At 64.8% G+C, this 18,365-nt stretch carries 13 protein-coding genes; 5 read left to right on the forward strand and 8 right to left on the reverse strand.

Going from position 1 to position 18,365, the window contains the following annotated elements; translation table 11 throughout:
• Nucleotides 1-41: 41 nt before the first annotated feature.
• Nucleotides 42-1,844, reverse strand: a complete 1,803-nt coding sequence (locus K414_RS0122585; RefSeq protein WP_037219496.1) for a DEAD/DEAH box helicase — start codon at nt 1,842-1,844, stop codon at nt 42-44.
• 277 nt (nt 1,845-2,121) lie between these two features.
• On the opposite strand from K414_RS0122585, the gene K414_RS0122590 reads away from it, so the two are divergent.
• On the forward strand, nt 2,122-3,909 hold the full coding sequence (locus K414_RS0122590) for a long-chain fatty acid--CoA ligase (RefSeq protein WP_027497999.1): 1,788 nt from the start codon (nt 2,122-2,124) through the stop codon (nt 3,907-3,909).
• 106 nt (nt 3,910-4,015) lie between these two features.
• Here K414_RS0122590 and K414_RS0122595 read toward each other — a convergent pair whose 3' ends face one another.
• On the reverse strand, nt 4,016-4,633 hold the full coding sequence (locus K414_RS0122595; protein ID WP_027498000.1) for an alpha/beta fold hydrolase: 618 nt from the start codon (nt 4,631-4,633) through the stop codon (nt 4,016-4,018).
• 81 nt (nt 4,634-4,714) lie between these two features.
• Here K414_RS0122595 and K414_RS0122600 point away from each other — a divergent pair, with 81 nt between their 5' ends.
• Nucleotides 4,715-8,164: a bifunctional RecB family nuclease/DEAD/DEAH box helicase gene (locus tag K414_RS0122600; RefSeq protein WP_027498001.1), complete on the forward strand. Its 3,450-nt coding sequence runs from the start codon at nt 4,715-4,717 to the stop codon at nt 8,162-8,164.
• Here K414_RS0122600 and K414_RS0122605 read toward each other — a convergent pair.
• Both K414_RS0122605 and K414_RS0122610 read right to left on the reverse strand, forming a co-directional pair.
• On the reverse strand, nt 8,134-9,348 hold the full coding sequence (locus K414_RS0122605; protein ID WP_051365244.1) for an alanine racemase: 1,215 nt from the start codon (nt 9,346-9,348) through the stop codon (nt 8,134-8,136). The genes K414_RS0122600 and K414_RS0122605 overlap by 31 nt on opposite strands.
• A gap of 83 nt (nt 9,349-9,431) precedes the next feature.
• A complete protein-coding gene (locus K414_RS0122610; RefSeq protein WP_027498003.1) occupies nt 9,432-10,073 on the reverse strand; it encodes a helix-turn-helix domain-containing protein in 642 nt (213 codons plus the stop codon).
• Between the two features lie 75 nt (nt 10,074-10,148).
• Between K414_RS0122610 and K414_RS0122615 the strand changes: the two genes are divergently transcribed.
• Both K414_RS0122615 and K414_RS0122620 read left to right on the forward strand, forming a co-directional pair.
• A complete protein-coding gene (locus K414_RS0122615; RefSeq protein ID WP_027498004.1) occupies nt 10,149-11,462 on the forward strand; it encodes a D-arabinono-1,4-lactone oxidase in 1,314 nt (437 codons plus the stop codon).
• Nucleotides 11,463-11,523: 61 nt separating this feature from the next.
• On the forward strand, nt 11,524-13,011 hold the full coding sequence (locus K414_RS0122620; RefSeq protein ID WP_037220487.1) for a molybdopterin-dependent oxidoreductase: 1,488 nt from the start codon (nt 11,524-11,526) through the stop codon (nt 13,009-13,011).
• A 1-nt stretch (nt 13,012) separates the two neighbouring features.
• Here the strand turns inward: K414_RS0122620 and K414_RS0122625 are convergent, their stop codons facing one another.
• Complete coding sequence (locus K414_RS0122625) at nt 13,013-13,954, reverse strand: adenosine deaminase (protein ID WP_027498006.1); 942 nt, start codon at nt 13,952-13,954, stop codon at nt 13,013-13,015.
• Nucleotides 13,955-13,964: 10 nt separating this feature from the next.
• Nucleotides 13,965-14,756: an enoyl-CoA hydratase/isomerase family protein gene (locus tag K414_RS0122630; RefSeq protein ID WP_027498007.1), complete on the reverse strand. Its 792-nt coding sequence runs from the start codon at nt 14,754-14,756 to the stop codon at nt 13,965-13,967.
• An 86-nt stretch (nt 14,757-14,842) separates the two neighbouring features.
• Between K414_RS0122630 and K414_RS0122635 the strand changes: the two genes are divergently transcribed.
• Complete coding sequence (locus K414_RS0122635; protein WP_027498008.1) at nt 14,843-15,988, forward strand: acyl-CoA dehydrogenase family protein; 1,146 nt, start codon at nt 14,843-14,845, stop codon at nt 15,986-15,988.
• A 52-nt stretch (nt 15,989-16,040) separates the two neighbouring features.
• Here the strand turns inward: K414_RS0122635 and K414_RS0122640 are convergent, their stop codons facing one another.
• Nucleotides 16,041-17,504: a DHA2 family efflux MFS transporter permease subunit gene (locus tag K414_RS0122640; RefSeq protein ID WP_027498009.1), complete on the reverse strand. Its 1,464-nt coding sequence runs from the start codon at nt 17,502-17,504 to the stop codon at nt 16,041-16,043.
• Nucleotides 17,501-18,118, reverse strand: a complete 618-nt coding sequence (locus tag K414_RS27745; RefSeq protein ID WP_051365245.1) for a PadR family transcriptional regulator — start codon at nt 18,116-18,118, stop codon at nt 17,501-17,503. The genes K414_RS0122640 and K414_RS27745 overlap by 4 nt, the downstream gene beginning before the upstream one ends.
• Between the last annotated feature and the right edge of the window lie 247 nt (nt 18,119-18,365).

Here is an 18,365-nt window from a genome sequence, read left to right on the forward strand (position 1 = left end):
CGGAACTTCGTAGCAGGCTACGAGGTTCCGCGCACGTGGTGCTAGCGCTTGCCCTTGAACTTTCCGCCTCCGCGCGGACCGCCACTACGTCCGGGAGGACCGGAGTCGGGCTGCAGCTGAATCAGTACACCGCTGATGCGGGTACGACGCAACGCCTCGACCGTCTCGTCGGCCAGATCCGCAGGCAGCTCGACCAGCGAGTGGTCGGGACGAATGCTGATGTGTCCGAAGTCGCTTCGACGCAGACCGCCTTCGTTCGCGATGGCACCGACGATGGCACCGGGTGCAACGTGATGACGCTTTCCGACGCTGATGCGGTACGTCGCCATTTCCTGGCCCGTCTTGCGGTGATGCGAGCTGGCCGCATCCTCGTCGAACGTGCGAGGCGGACGCGGCTCACGCGGCTCCCGGGGTGCGCGCGGCGGGGCAGGCGGCTCAGGCTTCAACAGGAACGCTTCGCCGTCGCGCGACTGGATGGCCAGCGCTGCCGCGATGTCGACCAGGGACACGTCGTGCTCGCGCTCGTAGTCCTCGATGAGCCGGCGGAACAGCGCCAGATTCTCGTTACCGAGACTTTCGGTGATGGAGTCCTTGAACTTCGTCACGCGCTGCGCATTGACGTCGTCGACGCTGGGCAACTGCATCTCGGTGATGGGCTGACGCGTCGCGCGCTCGATGGCCTTGAGCAGGTGACGCTCCCGGGGCGCGACGAACAGCAGAGCCTGACCGGCGCGACCCGCGCGGCCGGTACGACCGATGCGGTGCACGTAGGACTCGGTGTCGTGCGGGATGTCGTAGTTGATGACGTGCGAGATGCGGTCGACGTCGAGACCACGAGCCGCCACATCGGTGGCCACCAGAATGTCGATCTGGCCGTTCTTGAGCTGGCCGATGGTGCGCTCACGCTGTGCCTGCACGATGTCGCCGTTGATCGCGGCGGCGGAGAAGCCCCGGGCGCGCAACTTCTCGGCGAGCTCTTCGGTGGCCTGCTTGGTGCGCACGAACATGATCATGGCCTCGAACTCTTCGACCTCGAAGATTCGAGTGAGCGCTTCGAGCTTGCGCTGATGCGCCACCTGGACGTAGCGCTGCGTGATGTTCGGTGCCGTCGACGTCTTGGTCTTGACGGTGATCTCCACCGGGTCGTGCAGGTACTGCTTGGAGATCTTGCGAATCGCGGCCGGCATCGTGGCCGAGAACAACGCGACCTGCTTGTATTCGGGAGTGTCGGAGAGGATGCGCTCGACGTCCTCCTGGAACCCCATCTTGAGCATCTCGTCGGCCTCGTCGAGCACGAGGTATTCGAGCCCGGAGAGGTCGAGTGTGCCCTTCTCGAGGTGGTCGATCACACGGCCCGGGGTTCCGACGATGATCTGGGCACCCTTGCGCAGGCCGGACAACTGGATCCCGTACGCCTGACCGCCGTAGATGGGCAGAATGTGCAGACCCGGAATGTGGGTGGCGTACTTCCCGAACGCCTCGGCCACCTGCAACGCGAGCTCGCGGGTCGGTGCCAGCACCAAGGCCTGCGGCGTCCGACGCGAGACATCGAGACGAGACAGGATCGGCACCGCGAACGCGGCGGTCTTACCCGTTCCGGTCTGCGCGAGGCCGACGACGTCGTTCCCCGCCATCAACGGCGGGATGGTGGCCGCCTGGATGGGCGACGGGCTCTCGTATCCGACGTCGCGCAGGGCCTTCAGGACCCGCTCGTCTATTCCGAGATCGGCAAAAGTGATGTCGTCATCCGCTGTCGAAGAAGACTCACCTGCGTGGACGGGAGGGGACGAACTCGTCTCGTCAGACGTCACGGCGGCATCCTGATCAGATTCTGAAGTGCTCATATACACCCGAGTTTAGTACCTGCCCGGCCCCCGCGACTCCTTCTGCGCTGATCAGGTGACGAAAACAGCGGTGATGGGGGCACGCACACGCGGCCCTGCGAGGGCGACCCGACGGAGACACACGACCGGACACCGTTATGTTGTACCCCGAGTCACACTCACCTCCCCCGAAAAACGACCGAAAATTCACAAAGCGGACAACCTCGGTGGTGCGTTACGGACTCGGGTGTGATGAAATGCACAACTACCACGCTATTTATCCGTAAGGGGTCCAGCAGTGCGCGAATATTCTGTGCCGGCGTCATTCACCATTCCCGACGACGCATCCATGGCCGACACCGTCTTCCGGTACCAGAAGGAATCACCGAACTTCGTCCCGTTCCAGCGCCTGGTGAACGGCACCTGGACCGACGTCACCGCGGGTCAGTTCGCCAAAGAGGTCACCGCCGTGGCCAAGGGCCTGATCGCGTCGGGCGTCGAACTCGGCGACCGCGTCGCGATCCTCAGCGCGACCCGCTACGAGTGGGTCGTCCTCGACTACGCCATCTGGACCGCCGGCGGGTGCACCGTCGCGATCTACGAGACCTCGTCGCCCGATCAGGCCCAGTGGATCCTCGAGGACTCCGCTACCAAGCTGCTCGTAGTCGAGACCGCAGCGCACGTCTCGAACCTGAAGGACGTCACCGAGGGTGCCGCCGAACTGCGCGAGGTACTCCAGATCGACGGCGGAGCCATCGACGAACTGACCACCCGAGGCGCGGGAATCAGCGACGAGGACGTGCACACCCGTCGACACCAGGTCACTGCCGCCTCCCCCGCGACACTGATCTACACCTCGGGCACCACCGGCCGCCCCAAGGGTGTGCAGCTGACACACGCGAACTTCTACGCCGAGGTCCAGGCCACCCAGATCGCGCTGCACGACTCCATGCGCGAGGGCAACCGCACCTTGATGTTCCTACCGATGGCGCACGTGTTCGCCCGCGCGGTGTCGTTCGGCTCGTTCGAGTCGAAGGTGACCGTGGGCCACACCTCGGACGTGTCGACACTGGTGGATCAGTTCGCCGTCTTCAAGCCGAACTTCATCCTGTCGGTGCCGCGCGTGTTCGAGAAGGTCTACAACTCGGCCAAGCAGAAGGCACACGACGGCGGCAAGGGCAGCATCTTCGACAAGGCCGCCGCGACGGCCATCGAGTGGAGTGAAGCCCAGGAGAAGGGCGGCGCAGGCCTGGTGCTCAACCTCAAGCACACGGTCTTCGACAAGCTCGTCTACTCCAAGTTGCGAGCTGCCCTCGGCGGTAACTGCGATCGTGCGGTCTCGGGCGGTGGCCCCCTCGGCGCTCGCCTGGGCCACTTCTTCCGCGGCGCGGGCGTCCCGGTCTACGAGGGCTACGGACTGACCGAGACCAGCGCGGCCGTCACCGTCAACACCACCAAGGAACAGCGCGTCGGCACCGTCGGCAAGCCCATCGACGGTCACGCGGTCAAGGTCGCCGAGGACGGCGAACTGCTGCTCAAGGGCCCGGTGGTGTTCAGCGGCTACTGGCACAACGAGAAGGCCACCGCCGAAGCGATCGTCGACGGCTGGTTCCACACCGGCGATCTGGGGTCGATCGATCAGGAAGGCTTCGTCTCGATCACCGGCCGCAAGAAGGAAATCATCGTCACCGCCGGTGGCAAGAACGTCGCCCCCGCGGTGCTCGAGGACGCGCTGCGCGCCAACGCGATCATCAGCCAGTGCCTCGTCGTCGGTGATGCAAAGCCGTTCATCGGTGCGCTCATCACCCTCGACCCCGAAGCGATGCCGGGCTGGCTCGAACGCCACAACCTCGCTGCCGACATCCCGTTCTCGGAGCTGTCGAAGAACGCCGACCTCGTCGCCGAGATCGACAAGGCCGTGGCCGAGGCCAACAAGAAGGTCTCCAACCCCGAGCAGATCAAGAAGTACACGATCCTCGAGAACGACTTCACCGTCGAGACCGGTGAGCTGACCCCGACGATGAAGCTCAAGCGCAACATCATCCACACCGAACGTGGCAGCGACATCGAGGCCATCTACTCGTAGATCGCCCAGCACGAGTGCCGAAGGGCCCAACGCGAGCAATCGCGTCGGGCCCTTCGGCGTACAGCATGTGATCGTCAGTGCATGTGATCGTCAGTGCATGTGATCGTCAGTGCATGTGATCGTCGAGGAATTCGGCGACCACCGTGGTCACGGCCTGGTGAATCTTCTCGTGCAGCAGATCGTGGCCGCCGTCCTCGAACTCGCGCAAGCTCGCGTGCGGAACGCTCCCGATCCACTCGCGGACGGCATCGACCGGTGCCAGACGATCGTCCACGCCGTGCACGGCCAGCAACGGAATGACGTTGTCGGACAGGTCGTCGGCGGACCCGGTCACGGACTTGGGTGTGCCGCACAGAATCGCGCAGCGGACCGCCTCGGGGTGCGCACCCAGCGCTGCGATGGCCGTCGCAGCTCCGAGCGAATGGCCCATCAGAGCGAACGACAACTCGGGGTGCTCGGCCTCGGCGATGTCGATCAACTGCAGCGCGTTCTGGGCGAGACCGGGGATCTGTGCTGCGTCGGTCAGTTCACCCTCGGTCAGGCCGTGCCCTACGTGATCGACCGCCCACACGTCCACCCCACGCTCGTTGAGTAGCCGAGCGAAGCGGTGGTAGTGGGCGCTGTTCTGGCCGAGACCGTGCAGGAAAACGAGACCGAATCGAGCGTCGGCGACGGTCCAGGTTCGATAGTGGACAGCACCGGTGGCTCCGTCGAAAAAAGGCATTGAATCATTTTGCCTGTTCCCGCCGGCTTCCGCGCGCAACGTGACCGGTGCCGCTGTCGCGGGTCGCTAGGGTGGACGCTTGTGTTCCTCCTCGGCGATCAGGTCGTCTACAGCGCCAGCGACCTCGCCGCGGCCGCATCCTGCGAATTCGGACTGCTCCGAAGACTGGACGCTGTCACCGGCCTGATCCCCCGGCAGAGCGTCGCAGCCGACCCGATGCTGGACCGCACCTCCACACTCGGATTCGAGCACGAACGACGCCAACTCGAGGCGTTCGAGCAGCGTTTTCCCGGTGGCGTCCTGACCATGGACCGACCGGGCCGCACCGCACAGGAACTGGCGGACGCGGCGTGGGCGACCTTCACCGCCCTGACCTCACGCACGCCGGTGCTCTATCAGGCCACCTTCTTCGACGGACGATTTCTCGGTTTCTGCGACTTCTTGGTTGCCGACGGTTCTCGTTACACCGTCTACGACACGAAACTGTCGAGACACGCGAAGGTGCCGGCGCTGCTGCAATTGGCCGCGTACGCCGACGCCCTGCAGGCCGGGGGTATCACTCCGAGCGAGCAGGTCCATCTGATGCTCGGCGACGGCAGCGACTCCGCGCACGCGCTGGCCGATATTCTCCCGGTCTACCGGCAGTCGCGGGCACACCTGCAGCACATTCTCGACGAGCATCACGCCGAGGGCACCGTCGTCGAGTGGTTCGATCCGCGGTATTCGGGATGCGGGCAGTGCGATGCCTGCACCGCCGAGGTGGAGCTGCATCGCGATCTGGTGCTCGTCGCCGGTATGCGCGGCAGCACCAGGGACCGCCTACTGGACGCAGGGATCTCGTCGATCGACGAGCTCGCCGAGTCGAGTACCCCGGTGGACGGCATGTCCTCCCGCACACTGGAGAACCTGCGCGCGCAGGCGGCCCTACAGGTACGCCAAGAGCGCAGCGGGGCAGCCGAATTCGAGATCTTCGACGCCGAGGCACTGGGGGTGATTCCCGAGCCCGACGACGGGGACATCTTCTTCGACTTCGAGGGAGATCCGCTGTACGCGGAATCCGGTTCGTCCGACTGGGGTCTCGAGTACCTGTTCGGCGTCTACACCGCGGACGGCGACTTCCTGCCGTTCTGGGCACACGACCGTGCGCAGGAACGTCGTGCGCTCATCGATTTCCTCGACTACGTCGCCGCCCGCCGAGTCGAATATCCGAAAATGCACGTGTACCACTATGCGCCGTACGAGAAGACGGCCCTGCTGCGGCTGGCCGGCCGGTACGGAGTGGGCGAGGACGCCGTCGACGATCTGCTGCGGGAGAACGTTCTCGTGGATCTCTATCCCGTCGTGCGGTCGGCTGTTCGCATCGGCGCCCGCTCGTACAGCATCAAGAAACTCGAACCGCTGTACATGCCCGCGGCCCGTGACGGAGACGTCACCGACGCGGCGGCGTCGATCGTCGAATACGCGCACTGGTGCGAACTGCGCGATCGAGGCAAGGACGCCGAGGCGGCAACTCTGCTCGCCGACATTGCCGAGTACAACCGCACCGACTGCGAATCGACACTGCGACTGCGTGATTGGCTGCTCGATCGGGCATCGGACGCCGGGGTGGCACCGCGGTCCCCGCAGCAGCTGGACCTCGAGGACGTCGTCGACCGCACCGCGACCCCACTCGAACTCGAACTGGCCGAGCACGCCGGACTGCCGTGGGATCGCACGCCGACGCAGCACGCGCTCGGATTGTTCTCCGGTGCCATCGGGTATCACCGACGAGAGAACAAGCCGTTCTGGTGGGGCCACTACGACCGTCTCACCCATCCGCTCGACGAATGGGCCGACGCCGCAGACGTATTGAAGGTCGAGCGCGCCGAGCTGGTGCACGACTGGATGAAAACTGCACCCGGACAACGGGTGCTGCGTCGTCAGGTCAAACTGGTCGGGCACCTGAGCAACGGCGTGCTGTCCGGCTCGAAGGTGAAGCTGCTGTACGAGAACCCGGCGCCGGAGGGGTTGACGAAGCAGCAACCGACGCATCGGGCCACCACATCGGTCGAGATCGTGCAGACCGGGTACGAGGGAACCCTGGATGTGGTTGTCGTACAAGAGAATCTACGCAAGGGCGTGGAGGAGTACACCGATTTCCCGGTTGCCACCGCGCCCGAGCCGCCGCCGAACACCAAGCATCTCGAGCAGGCGATCGTCTCCGTCGCGACCGAGGTTCTCGGCGGGTTGCCGGAACTACCACGTACGGCTGTCGCCGATCTGCTGACGCGCTCGACGCCCCGAACTCGTTCCGGCGCCGGCCTTCCCGTGGTCCACGACAACGACTACGCACATGCGATCACGGCCGCGCTGCTCGATCTCGACAATTCGTACGTCGCGGTGCAGGGCCCGCCCGGCACCGGGAAGACCTACACGGCGGCGCGCGTCATCGAACACCTGGTGAACACACATCATTGGCGGATCGGGGTGGTCGGCCAGTCGCATCACGTGGTGAACAACCTGCTCGACACCATCGTCGGGGCCGGGGTCGACGCCTCGAAGGTGGGCAAGAAGGCCCCGACCGCGCACACCGTCGTGGACATCGCCGGATACTCGCACTTCGTCACCGAGGCCGACGAGGGCTGCGTCATCGGCGGCACTGCTTGGGATTTCTCCAACCCCGGCCGAATTCCACCCGGCTCCCTCGATCTACTCGTCGTCGACGAGGCCGGTCAGTTCTCCCTCGCCAACACCATCGCGGTCTCGGTATCGGCGCGCAATCTGCTGCTTCTCGGCGACCCGGCGCAGCTCCCCCAGGTCAGTCAGGGCACCCACCCCGAGCCCGTCGACGAATCGGCCCTGGGATGGCTGACGACCGGGCACGCCACCCTGCCCGCCGACCGCGGCTACTTCCTGGCGACGACGTGGCGGATGCATCCGGATCTGTGCGCGCCGGTGTCGATGCTGTCGTACGAGGGCAAGCTCGAATCGAACAAGGATGTGACACAGTCACGTTCGCTGTCGGGTCTGGAACCGGGCCTGCACGTCGTCCTTCTGGACCACCACGGCAATTCCACCGACTCGATCGAGGAAGCCGACGAGATCGTCACGCGCGTGCGGTCGTTGCTCGGTCGGCCGTGGGTGGACCCCGCACACGGCAGCGACCCGCGCCCGATGCAGCAGTCCGACTTTCTGGTGGTCGCGGCCTACAACGCACAGGTCGCCGTCATCGTCGCGCAACTCGCAGCCGCCGGGCTCGACGAGGTGTCGGTGGGGACCGTCGACAAATTCCAGGGCCGTCAGGCACCGGTGGTCCTCATCTCCATGGCAGCGTCGGCCATCGAGGACGTGCCCCGCGGAATGGGATTCCTGTTGTCGCGCAACAGACTCAACGTCGCCATCTCCCGCGGCCAGTGGGCCGCGATCCTGGTGCGCTCGCGCGCGCTGACCCGTTATCTGCCGTCGACCCCGGACGGACTCGTCACGCTCGGCACGTTCATGCGGCTGTGCGAGAACGCACGTCAGCCGAACGCCATACCCTCGCCGCGGTAGGTGGGAACGGCGTCGACCGATCCGTCGGAATGCACCAGAGCCAGAGTGTCGAACCGCTCGCACAACTCCCCGGCCTTGGCGTGGCGGAACCAGATTCGATCGCCGATGCGTACCTCCTCGGCCCCGCTCACCGGGGTCTGCACCTCCCCCGCGCCCTCGTTGCGCAGCAGTTTCAGGCCCGACGTGACAACGCCCGCTGCCCTTCTGGACCAGCCGACAGGTCGGGGTGACCGCGACCAGGATGCCGGGCCCGACGCGATGTAGCCGCCGCCGAACGCGGTGGCGATCCGCGGAGTCGGCTTGCGCACCACCGGCAGTGCGAAGAACAGCGAGGGTTCTGCCGAGAACGCGCGATACCGATCGAACAGGGTCGGCGCGAACAGACCGGAGCCCGCGGTGACCTCGGTGACGGCCGGATCCGCGGCAGAGAAATCGATCGACCCGGTACCACCGCTGTTGACGATCTCGAGCGGCCCGATCGCCGCGGTCACGGCGTCCACCACTGCTGTTCTCCGCGCACCGATCTCGCGAGACGACAGCGACTTCATCAGCTCGACTGCGATGTTGGCGTCGGGAACACCGGCGATCTGCGCCTCGTAGAACATCAACCCCACCACCCGGAACCCCCGCGAGCGAGCCTGACGGGCGAACTGCGCTACCTGCTCGGGATCCCGAAGCGGAGAGCGCCTGACCCCGATGTGCAGCGGCCCCACCCGCAACGATGCGTCCACGTCGATACAGATGCGGGGCTTGAGCAGGTCGCTCCGAGCGGCGTCTCGGACGAGGTCCAGTTGCGCGACGTCGTCGACCATCAACGTGATGCGTCCCGACAGCACGCGGTCGTTGACCACCTCGGCGAGCGCTGTTCGATCGACCGTCGGGTACCCCATCAGAATGTCGTCGACGCCGGACTGCGCCAACCAGATCGCTTCGCGCAGCGAATAGGCCATCACTCCGGATACACCCTGCGCCGCGAGGACCCGATTCAACACGGCTCGGCACCGCACCGACTTGCTGGCGATCCTGATCGGTACACCGTTCGCGCGTGCGCGCAGTGCTGCAGCATTGGCATCGAGAGCTGTCAGATCGACTGCTGCCGAAGGAGATTCGAGACCCTCGGTGGCTGCGACAATGCGGGACAGCGGGGTCGTAGCGGTGGTGGTGTCACCGGCGATCGAACTCATTCGGCACATTCCTTCGTCGTCGTTGCCGGGCCGACACAGTCAAACACTCCGCAGCCGAGAAGTCCCGTCGAGCGGTTTTCCACTCAGCGATCTTCTGCCTTCGCGGCGATCAGCCCGGACAGGTCGTCGATCTGGGCCAACACTTCGAGATCGTCGCCGTCGACCAACCACCGCAGGACCAAACCGTCGAGAGTCGCCATCCCGAAGCGGGCGATCGACTCCACTGGTTCGAGCCACCGCGTGCCGGTGTGGTCGGAACAATTCTCGAAGAACAGCTGCGCCTCGGAATCCCGGATTCGATACTGCCCGCTGGCGATCTCGGCGGCCGTGGCCGAACCCAGTGCGCGATGCCGCAACAGATACGTCTTGATCTCGTACGCCAACAGCTGCCGACCATGCGATTTCTCGATCAGCAGCCACACCGCGCTCAGCCCGCTGTGCACCAGCTCGCGCAAACCCCGAACACCGGGTAGTTCGTGTGTTCCGACCGCGCTGTCCAACGCGGCGTGCAGTATCTCGGTGACGTCGACGATGAGGTGCTCGCCCATCGCGATCACCAGATCCTGCTTGGTCTCGAAGTGGTATTGCACGATGCCTTTGGTGACGTCGGCATATTCCGACAGCGCCCGAACGGTGAGCGACTCGATACCGACCCGCTCGGCGACGTCGATTGCCGACTGCACCAGTTGTGCGCGGCGCACGTCGGCGGGCAGCCTCGATTGCATGACCCGATACTAGGTCGCGGTCGACATCTGTGCCTTGGATTGCCCCAGGGGAGCGCGCTGCGAGATAGTGATTCGATGATCGAGCGGTCGTGGCAGAACTGGGCGGGCAATCAACATGCATTCCCGGCGCGTCGAGCCGAGCCCTCGTCGGTCGAGGAGCTGCGTGCGATTCTGCGCGATGCCGCCGAACGCTCTCTGCCGGTGCGCTGCGTCGGGGCAGGGCATTCCTTCACACCCATTGCCGTCACCGACGGTATTCAGATCGCCTTGGATGCGCTGAGCGGTATCGAATCCGTCGAACGCGCCGACGACGGATCTGCCCAGGTGACGGTGCTGGCCGGCACTCGACTCCGGGAGTTGTCGGCGCGGTTGTGGGAGCTCGGTCTGGCGATGACCAATCTGGGCGACATCGACGAGCAGTCCGTCGCCGGGGCCATCTCGACGGGCACTCACGGAACCGGTGCCGGATTCGGCGGCATCGCCACCCAGGTGCACGCGCTGGAGCTGATGACCGCAGACGGACAGTCGGTGCAGTGCTCCCGAGACGAGAACACAGAACTGTTCGGCGCGGCCCGCATCGGTCTCGGCGCTCTCGGCGTCATCACGCGTGTGACGTTGAACTGCGTCGCGGCGTTCGCGCTGCAGGCCGTCGAGACGCCGTCGACGCTGACGGCGACGCTGCGCGACCTCGATGCCACCGTCGCCGGCGTCGACCATTTCGAGTTCTATTGGTTTCCGCACACCGATCGTGTGCTCACCAAACGCAACACCCGCCTGCCCGGTGACACCGATCTGCGTCCGCTGGGCAAGGTGCGCTCGTATCTCGACGACGAACTGCTGTCCAACACGGTCTTCGAGGGCCTCAACCGAGTGGTGACGCGAGTGCCTGCGTTGATTCCCAGGGTGAACGCGGTCTCGGCCCGAGCACTGTCGGCTCGCGAGTACACCGACCGCTCGTACCGGGTGTTCGCGTCGTCGCGGACGGTCAAGTTCGTCGAGATGGAATACGCCGTGCCCGTCTCCGAGATCGCCTGGGTGCTGCGCGAGGTGGATCGCTGGCTCGAGCGTTCGGCGATCTCCATCGCGTTCCCCGTCGAGGTGCGGTTCGCGGCCGCCGACGACATCTGGCTGTCCACGGCATCCGGGCGTCCGACGGCGTACATCGCCGTGCACCAGTACCACCGGCGTGATCACCGCGAGTACTTCGACGCTGTCGAAGCCATCTGCCGCAGCGTCGGAGGTCGACCGCACTGGGGCAAACTGCACTCTCTCGGCAGCGCCGAACTGCGTGATTCCTACGAACACTTCGACGACTTCCTGCGCATCCGAGATTCACTGGACCCGACGCAGCTGTTCCGCAACGACTATCTGGACCACCTGCTGTCGTGAGCGGTATCTCGTACCCTGCTACGAAATACCGCGCACGACGAGTTCGCTTACATTGGACTCGGTGAGCACAGGAAAACGCGCGCTGTCCGGCATCATCGCCGCCGGAGTCGTCCTCGGCGTCGGCGAATTGATCGCCGTCCCCATCGGACCGAACTCGTCACCACTGACCGCCGTCGGATCCTCGGCGGTCGACAACAGTCCGGCACCGGTCCGTGAATGGGCCATCGACACGTTCGGCACCTCCGACAAGCTCGCCCTGTTCATCGGCATGGCCGTGGTCATCGGTGCTATCGCCGCCGCGGCAGGAATCGCTCGCAAACCGATCGGGGCCGCGGTGTTCGCCGCCCTGGGCGTAATCGGCGTCCTCGCCGCGGTGACCCGACCCGACGCGACGGTGTTCTACGCAGTCCCGACCGTCGGCGGCGTCATCGTCGGCATCGTCGTGCTGCACGCCCTCATCGGATCCGCCACCCCGGCGACCGACGGAATGAACCGACGCAGTTTTCTGACCCTCGCCGCCGGTGCCGCAGTACTCGGAGTCGTCGCAGGGACGGCCGGACGAATGCTCACCTCGGCGCGAGCGGTCACCGCCGATCGACTCGGCTTCATGCTCCCGACCCCGACGCCGCAAACGCCGATACCGGCGGGGGCGGACCTGAAGATCGACGGCCTCGCGTCGTACATCACCCCGAACGAGGACTTCTACCGCATCGACACCGCGCTGGTCGTGCCACGCGTGGCGTCCGATACGTGGTCGCTGCGGATCCACGGGATGGTGGATCGTGAGATCGAGTTGACGTTCGCCGATCTGGCGCAGCGTCAGGCAGTGGAGAAGACAGTCACGTTGACTTGCGTGTCCAACCTCGTCGGCGGCGACCTCGTCGGCAACGCAACGTGGATCGGCTACCCGCTGAAGGACATCCTCGAAGAAGCGGGCATCTCCCCCGACGCAGACATGGCCCTGTCGTCCAGCAGCGATGCCTTCACCGCGGGCACTCCCCTCGACGTGCTGCTCGACGGTCGGGACGCGCTGTTGGCCGTCGGAATGAACGGCGCGCCGCTACCCGTCGAGCACGGTTACCCGGCGCGACTGGTCGTGCCCGGACTGTACGGATACGTCTCGGCCACCAAGTGGGTCACCGACATCGAGATCACCCGATTCGACAAGGTGACGGCGTACTGGACCGACCGCGGCTGGGGCGCACTCGGTCCGATCAAGACCGCTGCACGCATCGACACTCCGCGATCGGGCAGCTCCGTATCCGCAGGTAAGACCGTGTTCGCGGGCGTCGCCTGGGATCAGCACACCGGCATCGAGGCCGTGGAAGTGCAAGTGGACGAGGGCAATTGGGTGCCGGCAACCCTGTCGGAGGAGTACTCCAAGGACACGTGGCGGCAGTGGATGATCGAGCTCGACCTGCCGGCGGGCCAGCACGCGATCCGCGCCCGGGCCACCAACTCCGCCGGGGAGCTGCAGACCAACAAGACTGCAGACACCGTCCCCGACGGAGCAACCGGCTACCCGAAAATCTCGGTGACGGCGAACTGATTCAGGAACTCGCGAAGCTGGCGCGAACCGAGTTCTCCGCCAACTGCTTCCGTTCGTCCGCGGTGAGGCCCATGCCGGCTTCGAGGGCGGTGAAATTGTCGTCGACGTAACCGCCGAAATAAGCGGGGTCGTCGGAATTGATCGACACCGACAGACCGCGGTCGAGCATCTGCCGTAGCGGCAACTGCGCGACGTCGTCGATCACCTTGAGCCGCACGTTGGACAACGGGCAGACGGTGAGCGGAATCTGTTCCTCGACAAGTCGATTCACCAGCGCCTCGTCTTCCAGGCATCGCACGCCGTGATCGATGCGCTCGACCTTCAGCAGATCCAGTGCCTGCCAGATGTAGTCGGGCGGGCCTTCCTCACCGGCGTGGGCGACCACGTGCAGGCCCTCGGCGCGCGCCTTGGCGAACACGTCGACGAACAGCGACGGCGGGTAGCCGACCTCGGCGGAGTCGAGACCGAGGCCGATGATCGGAGCCTTCATCGCCAACAGATCGTCGAGCAATTGGTTGGCGTGCAGCACCGGCTTGTCTCGCAGGATCGACGCGATCAACCCGCTGGTCACGCCGAATTCGCGCTCGCTGGTCGCGCACGCGTCTGCCAATCCCTCGACGACAGCCTGGAGCGGTACACCGCGCTCGGTGTGCGCCTGCGGATCGAAGAAGATCTCCGCATGCGTCACCCCGGCCTGCGCGGTGCGGCGGAAGTACGCGCGCGCCAGATCGGCGAAGTCCTCGGCCGTGCGCAACACGGCCATGTTCGCGTAGTACAGATCGAGGAAGGACTGCAGGTCGGTGAACTCGTACTTCGCCTGCAGTTCGTCGATATCGTTGTACGGCAGCGTGATTGCGTTGCGCTCGGCGAGATCGAAGATCAGCGGCGGTTCGAGCGACCCTTCGATGTGCAGGTGCAGTTCGGCCAGTTGATCATTACTCACTCATACGATTCTACTTGCCGGTGTACGTCGCCTTACCAGGGCCGACCTCGAGGAAGCTCGTCACCGCACCGCGCAGATCATCGGTCTCGAACAATGCGCCCGACACCTCCGACGTGATGTCGTCCGCGTGCGCCACACCGCCCGAACGCCACGCCGCCACAATCTGTTTCGTGGCCGCATGGGCGACGGTAGGGCCGTCGGCCAGTCGGTGTGTCAACGCGAGCGCCGCGGCATCGACGTCGTCGTGGATCTGGTTGACCACGCCCCACTCCTTCAACGTCTGGGCGTCGTACAGATCACCGGTCATGACGAATTCACGTGCCCGACCCGACCCGGCCCGCTCGGCCAGACGCTGCGGTCCGCCCATCGACGGCGTCAACCCGACGACGGTCTCGACCAGACCGAACTTCGCCTTGGGTCCGGCCAGAACGATGTCGCAGGCCAGCGAGATCTCGAACGCCGCGGTCAGCGTCAAACCGTGCGCGGCGTAGATCACCGGACACGGCAACGCCTCGAGCGGGTGAATGATGCCGGCGAACAACCCACGCCACAGATCGGCACCCTCGGCCGCGGACAATCCCTCGAACACGTGCACGTCGACGCCCGCCGAGTTGACCTTGCCCTCGGCACGCAGCAGAAGCGCACGTGGCGGGTTCGCGGCCAAATCGGCAACGTTCGCGGCCACCGCGTCGAACATGGCCTGATCGAACAGATTGAGGGGGCCGTGATCGAACGTCAGGACAGCGACCTCGGCGCCGGCCGCAGTGGTCGATCGGACGAGCGAGGTAGGTGCGTCAGCCATGCCTCGCATAGTGCCATACGCGTTCCGGGGCGTAGTTACCGACGAGTATTGTGCGCGTATCAGCCGTTACCGAGAGGAACAAGTAAGTGAAGCGCAGCCTGTTCGAGTCCGACCACGACGACTTCCGCGCATCGGTACGCGAGTTCGTCACCAGGACGATCACACCGGTCGAGGAAAAGCTGGTCGAACAGCGATACATCGACCGCGAGATCTGGCTCGAAGCAGGACGCAACGGTTTCCTCGGCCTCGAAGTGCCCGAGGAATACGGCGGCAGCGGAGCCGAGGACTACCGATTCAACGCCGTCCTCGGTGAGGAACTCGCCCGCTCGAGTGCCGCGGTGGCGTCGTGCTTCGGTATCCACGTCGACATCGTCGCGCCCTACCTCGTCAAGCTCACCACCGAAGAGCAGAAGAAGCGCTGGCTGCCCGGGTTCTGCAGCGGCGAGATCCTCACCGCCATCGCCATGACGGAGCCCTCCGGCGGCTCGGACCTCGCCGCGCTGAAGACCACCGCCGTCAAGGACGGCGACGACTTCATCATCAACGGCTCGAAGACGTTCATCACCAACGGTAATTCCGCCGACCTCGTCATCGTCGCCACGCGCACCACGCCCGAGAAGAAGGCGAAGGGCATCACGCTGTTCGCCGTCGAGAACGGAACCGAAGGATTCACCCGCGGCCGCAAACTCGACAAGGTCGGCCAGCCCGAATCCGACACCGCGGAACTGTTCTTCGAGAACGTGCGAGTACCCAGCGCCAACATGATCGGCGAATTCGACGGCGGCTTCATCCACATGATGCAGCTGCTCCCCCAGGAACGCATCAGCTGCTCGGTGGCCAACCTCGGACACGTACGGCCCATTCTCGAAGAGACGCTGCAGTACGCCAAGGACCGCAAGGCATTCGGTCAGCAGATCGGCTCGCTGCAGTGGAACAAGTTCCTGCTCGCCGAGCTCGTCACCAAACTCGATGTGGCGCAGGCATACATCGACAACTGCATCGTCGCCCACGGCCAGGGCGAGCTGACGGCCATCGACGCAGCCAAGGCCAAATGGTGGAGCTCGCAGGTGCAGAACGAAATTCTCGACCACTGCGTCCAGCTGCACGGCGGCTACGGATTCATGAACGAATACCGCGCCGCCCGCGCGTGGAAAGACGCTCGCGTGACCAAGATCTGGGCCGGATCGAACGAAATCATGAAGGAACTGATCGGCCGGGATCTGGGGCTGTAGAGCGGCTTCGCCGCATGTGAGTGGAACTTCGTAGCAGGGGTCGAGGTTCCACTCACATGGGTTTCTCGAACGCAGGCCGGGCGTAGAAACAGACCGCGACCATGCCGACCAGGAGCACGACGGCGGGCAGAATCAGCGACTGCGCCATGGCGGTGGTGAAGCCGTCACGCAGCATCTCGGGCACTCGGCCGGCGAATTCGTTTGCCCCCGAAGCCGATCCACCGGTAGGTAGTTCGGCGGCCAAGCGCGATTGGATGAGCGCGCCGATGCCCGCGCTACCGAGAACCGAGCCGATCATGCGGGTGGTGTTGTAAATTCCCGAACCGGCACCCGCCTGGCTCATCGGAAGATTGCGAGTGGCCGTCGCTGCCAGCGGAGACCAGATCAACGCATTCGCCACACCCATTGCAGCGACGGGGAGCAGCAACTTCCAGATGGCCGTCGTGGGCGTCATCTCGTAGGCGAACCACAGCAGCGACGCGGCGAGGATGAACAGTCCCGATCCGGCGATGTACCGCGGATGCGTCTTGTCGACGAGCTTGCCGATATTGGGTGCGAGCAGTCCGGTGAGCAGCGCCATCGGAACGAACAGCAGTGCCGATCGGGTGGGCGTCAGACCGGTGACGCTCTGCGCGTAGAACATGATCGGCAGCATCATGCCGGACATCGCGAAACCCATTGCGGCGATACCGATATTGGACAGCGAGAAGTTGCGGTCGCGGAACAGGGCCAAGGGCACCAGCGGCTCGCTGGTGTTCACGGACTGCCAGTAGACGAACCCCGCGAAGACCAGCAGACCGACACCGATGAGGATCCACACGCCGGTACCCCAGTCGTACTTCTGACCTTCCTGGATACCGAAGACGATGCAGAAGAGTCCGACAGCGCTGAGCGCAACGCCCAGCAGATCGAACTTGTGATCGTGGGTCGGCAGCACCGGAACGAACTTCAGCGCCAACGCAATTGCGAGAATGCCCACCGGCACGTTGATGAAGAAGATCCATTCCCAGCCGAGCGAGTCGACCAGCACACCGCCGAGAATCGGCCCGACGAGCGTAGCGACGCCTGCGACGGCACCCCATGCCCCCATCGCCGTTCCGCGCTTCTCCGCCGGGAACACGCGAGTAATCACCGCCATCGTCTGTGGGGTGATCATCGCCGCGCCGAGACCTTGAACCGCGCGCGCCGCGATGAGCATGTCGATCGATCCCGACAGCCCACACCACACGGACGCGAGAGTGAACAGCACCAGGCCGGCGATGTACAGATTCCGCGGACCGAACTTGTCACCCAATCGGCCCGTGACCAGCAGCGGAACGGCGTAGGCGAGGAGATACGCGCTGGTGACCCAGATGACGTTGTTGATGTCGGTGTTCAGCCCGGTGAGGATCGCAGGTTGCGCGACCGCGACGATCGTCGTGTCCACCAGGATCATGAAGAAGCCCAAGCACAGTGCCCACAGCGCCGGCCACGGTCTGATCTCGTGCTGCGACGGGGCAGTCTCGACGGAATTCATGTAGCGCTCCCTATCCCCGAAGTCGGGTTCGTGTGATGTGCGGAGATGTGATGCGGCCAGTCGAGCTCGCCGCTGTCGATCCGATCGAGGTAGCGCGTCAGCCACTGCACTTCTGCGCGCAGCATGTGGTGAATGTAATCGATTCCGGCCCAATAGATTTCGGATATCTGGCGATCTGCTGCGAGCTGTTGATAGCCCGACAGTTCGTCGATGTCCGCGGTCAGGTCCACGATTCGCTCCCGCAACAGGGCGGTCGCGTCGGATGCGGGTAGGTTGTGCATTTCGGACAGGCCGAGGACGAACTGCGGGTATTCACGCACCGGGGTTCTCAGAATTTCGGTCAGCCGATCGGTCAGCACTTGCCGTCCGGCCGAGGTGATCCGATAGGTGGTGCGCTCCGGACGGTTGCCACCCCGGTCGGTTCCGACCTCGTCGACCAGTTCCTGCTCGTGCAGACGTGCGACCGCGTGATAGAGCGAACCCGGGCGAATCTTGACGATTCGATCTTCCTTGCGGGAGAGCAGCAATTGATACATCTCGTAGGGATGCATCGGGCCCTCCGAGAGCAGAGCCAGAATCGAGACGCCCAGCGGATTGACGGTTCCAGCTCGCATCGATCCCCCTGTCACCTATCCCGCACGAATTATTCCAACTGGAATATAGGGCCGGCGGTAGCCTCGGAGCAACCCGGACAATGCGCCCACCAGGGGACAAAGGCGTCTTTCGACGCAGAATGGGCACCGACCACGGTCGATGCCCTCACCGAACAGACGAAGGCCGGATACTCGGAATTACTTCCGTGTATCCGGCCTTGTCACCGAGTTTCTGGTGCTGAAAAAGTCTAGAGTTTCAGTCCACCAG

This window comes from Rhodococcus sp. JG-3, assembly GCF_000482405.1.
In the GTDB taxonomy this organism is placed as follows: domain Bacteria; phylum Actinomycetota; class Actinomycetes; order Mycobacteriales; family Mycobacteriaceae; genus Rhodococcoides; species Rhodococcoides fascians.

What these genes read in the sequence shown, in the direction of transcription:
- K414_RS0122595 (WP_027498000.1), bottom strand. Translation starts at nt 4,633, where the DNA reads ATGCCTTTTTTCGACGGAGCCACCGGTGCTGTCCACTATCGAACCTGG.
- K414_RS0122585 (WP_037219496.1), bottom strand. Translation starts at nt 1,844, where the DNA reads ATGAGCACTTCAGAATCTGATCAGGATGCCGCCGTGACGTCTGACGAG.
- K414_RS0122615 (WP_027498004.1), top strand. Translation starts at nt 10,149, where the DNA reads ATGATCGAGCGGTCGTGGCAGAACTGGGCGGGCAATCAACATGCATTC.
- K414_RS0122640 (WP_027498009.1), bottom strand. Translation starts at nt 17,504, where the DNA reads ATGAATTCCGTCGAGACTGCCCCGTCGCAGCACGAGATCAGACCGTGG.
- K414_RS0122605 (WP_051365244.1), bottom strand. Translation starts at nt 9,348, where the DNA reads ATGAGTTCGATCGCCGGTGACACCACCACCGCTACGACCCCGCTGTCC.
- K414_RS27745 (WP_051365245.1), bottom strand. Translation starts at nt 18,118, where the DNA reads ATGCGAGCTGGAACCGTCAATCCGCTGGGCGTCTCGATTCTGGCTCTG.
- K414_RS0122610 (WP_027498003.1), bottom strand. Translation starts at nt 10,073, where the DNA reads ATGCAATCGAGGCTGCCCGCCGACGTGCGCCGCGCACAACTGGTGCAG.
- K414_RS0122630 (WP_027498007.1), bottom strand. Translation starts at nt 14,756, where the DNA reads ATGGCTGACGCACCTACCTCGCTCGTCCGATCGACCACTGCGGCCGGC.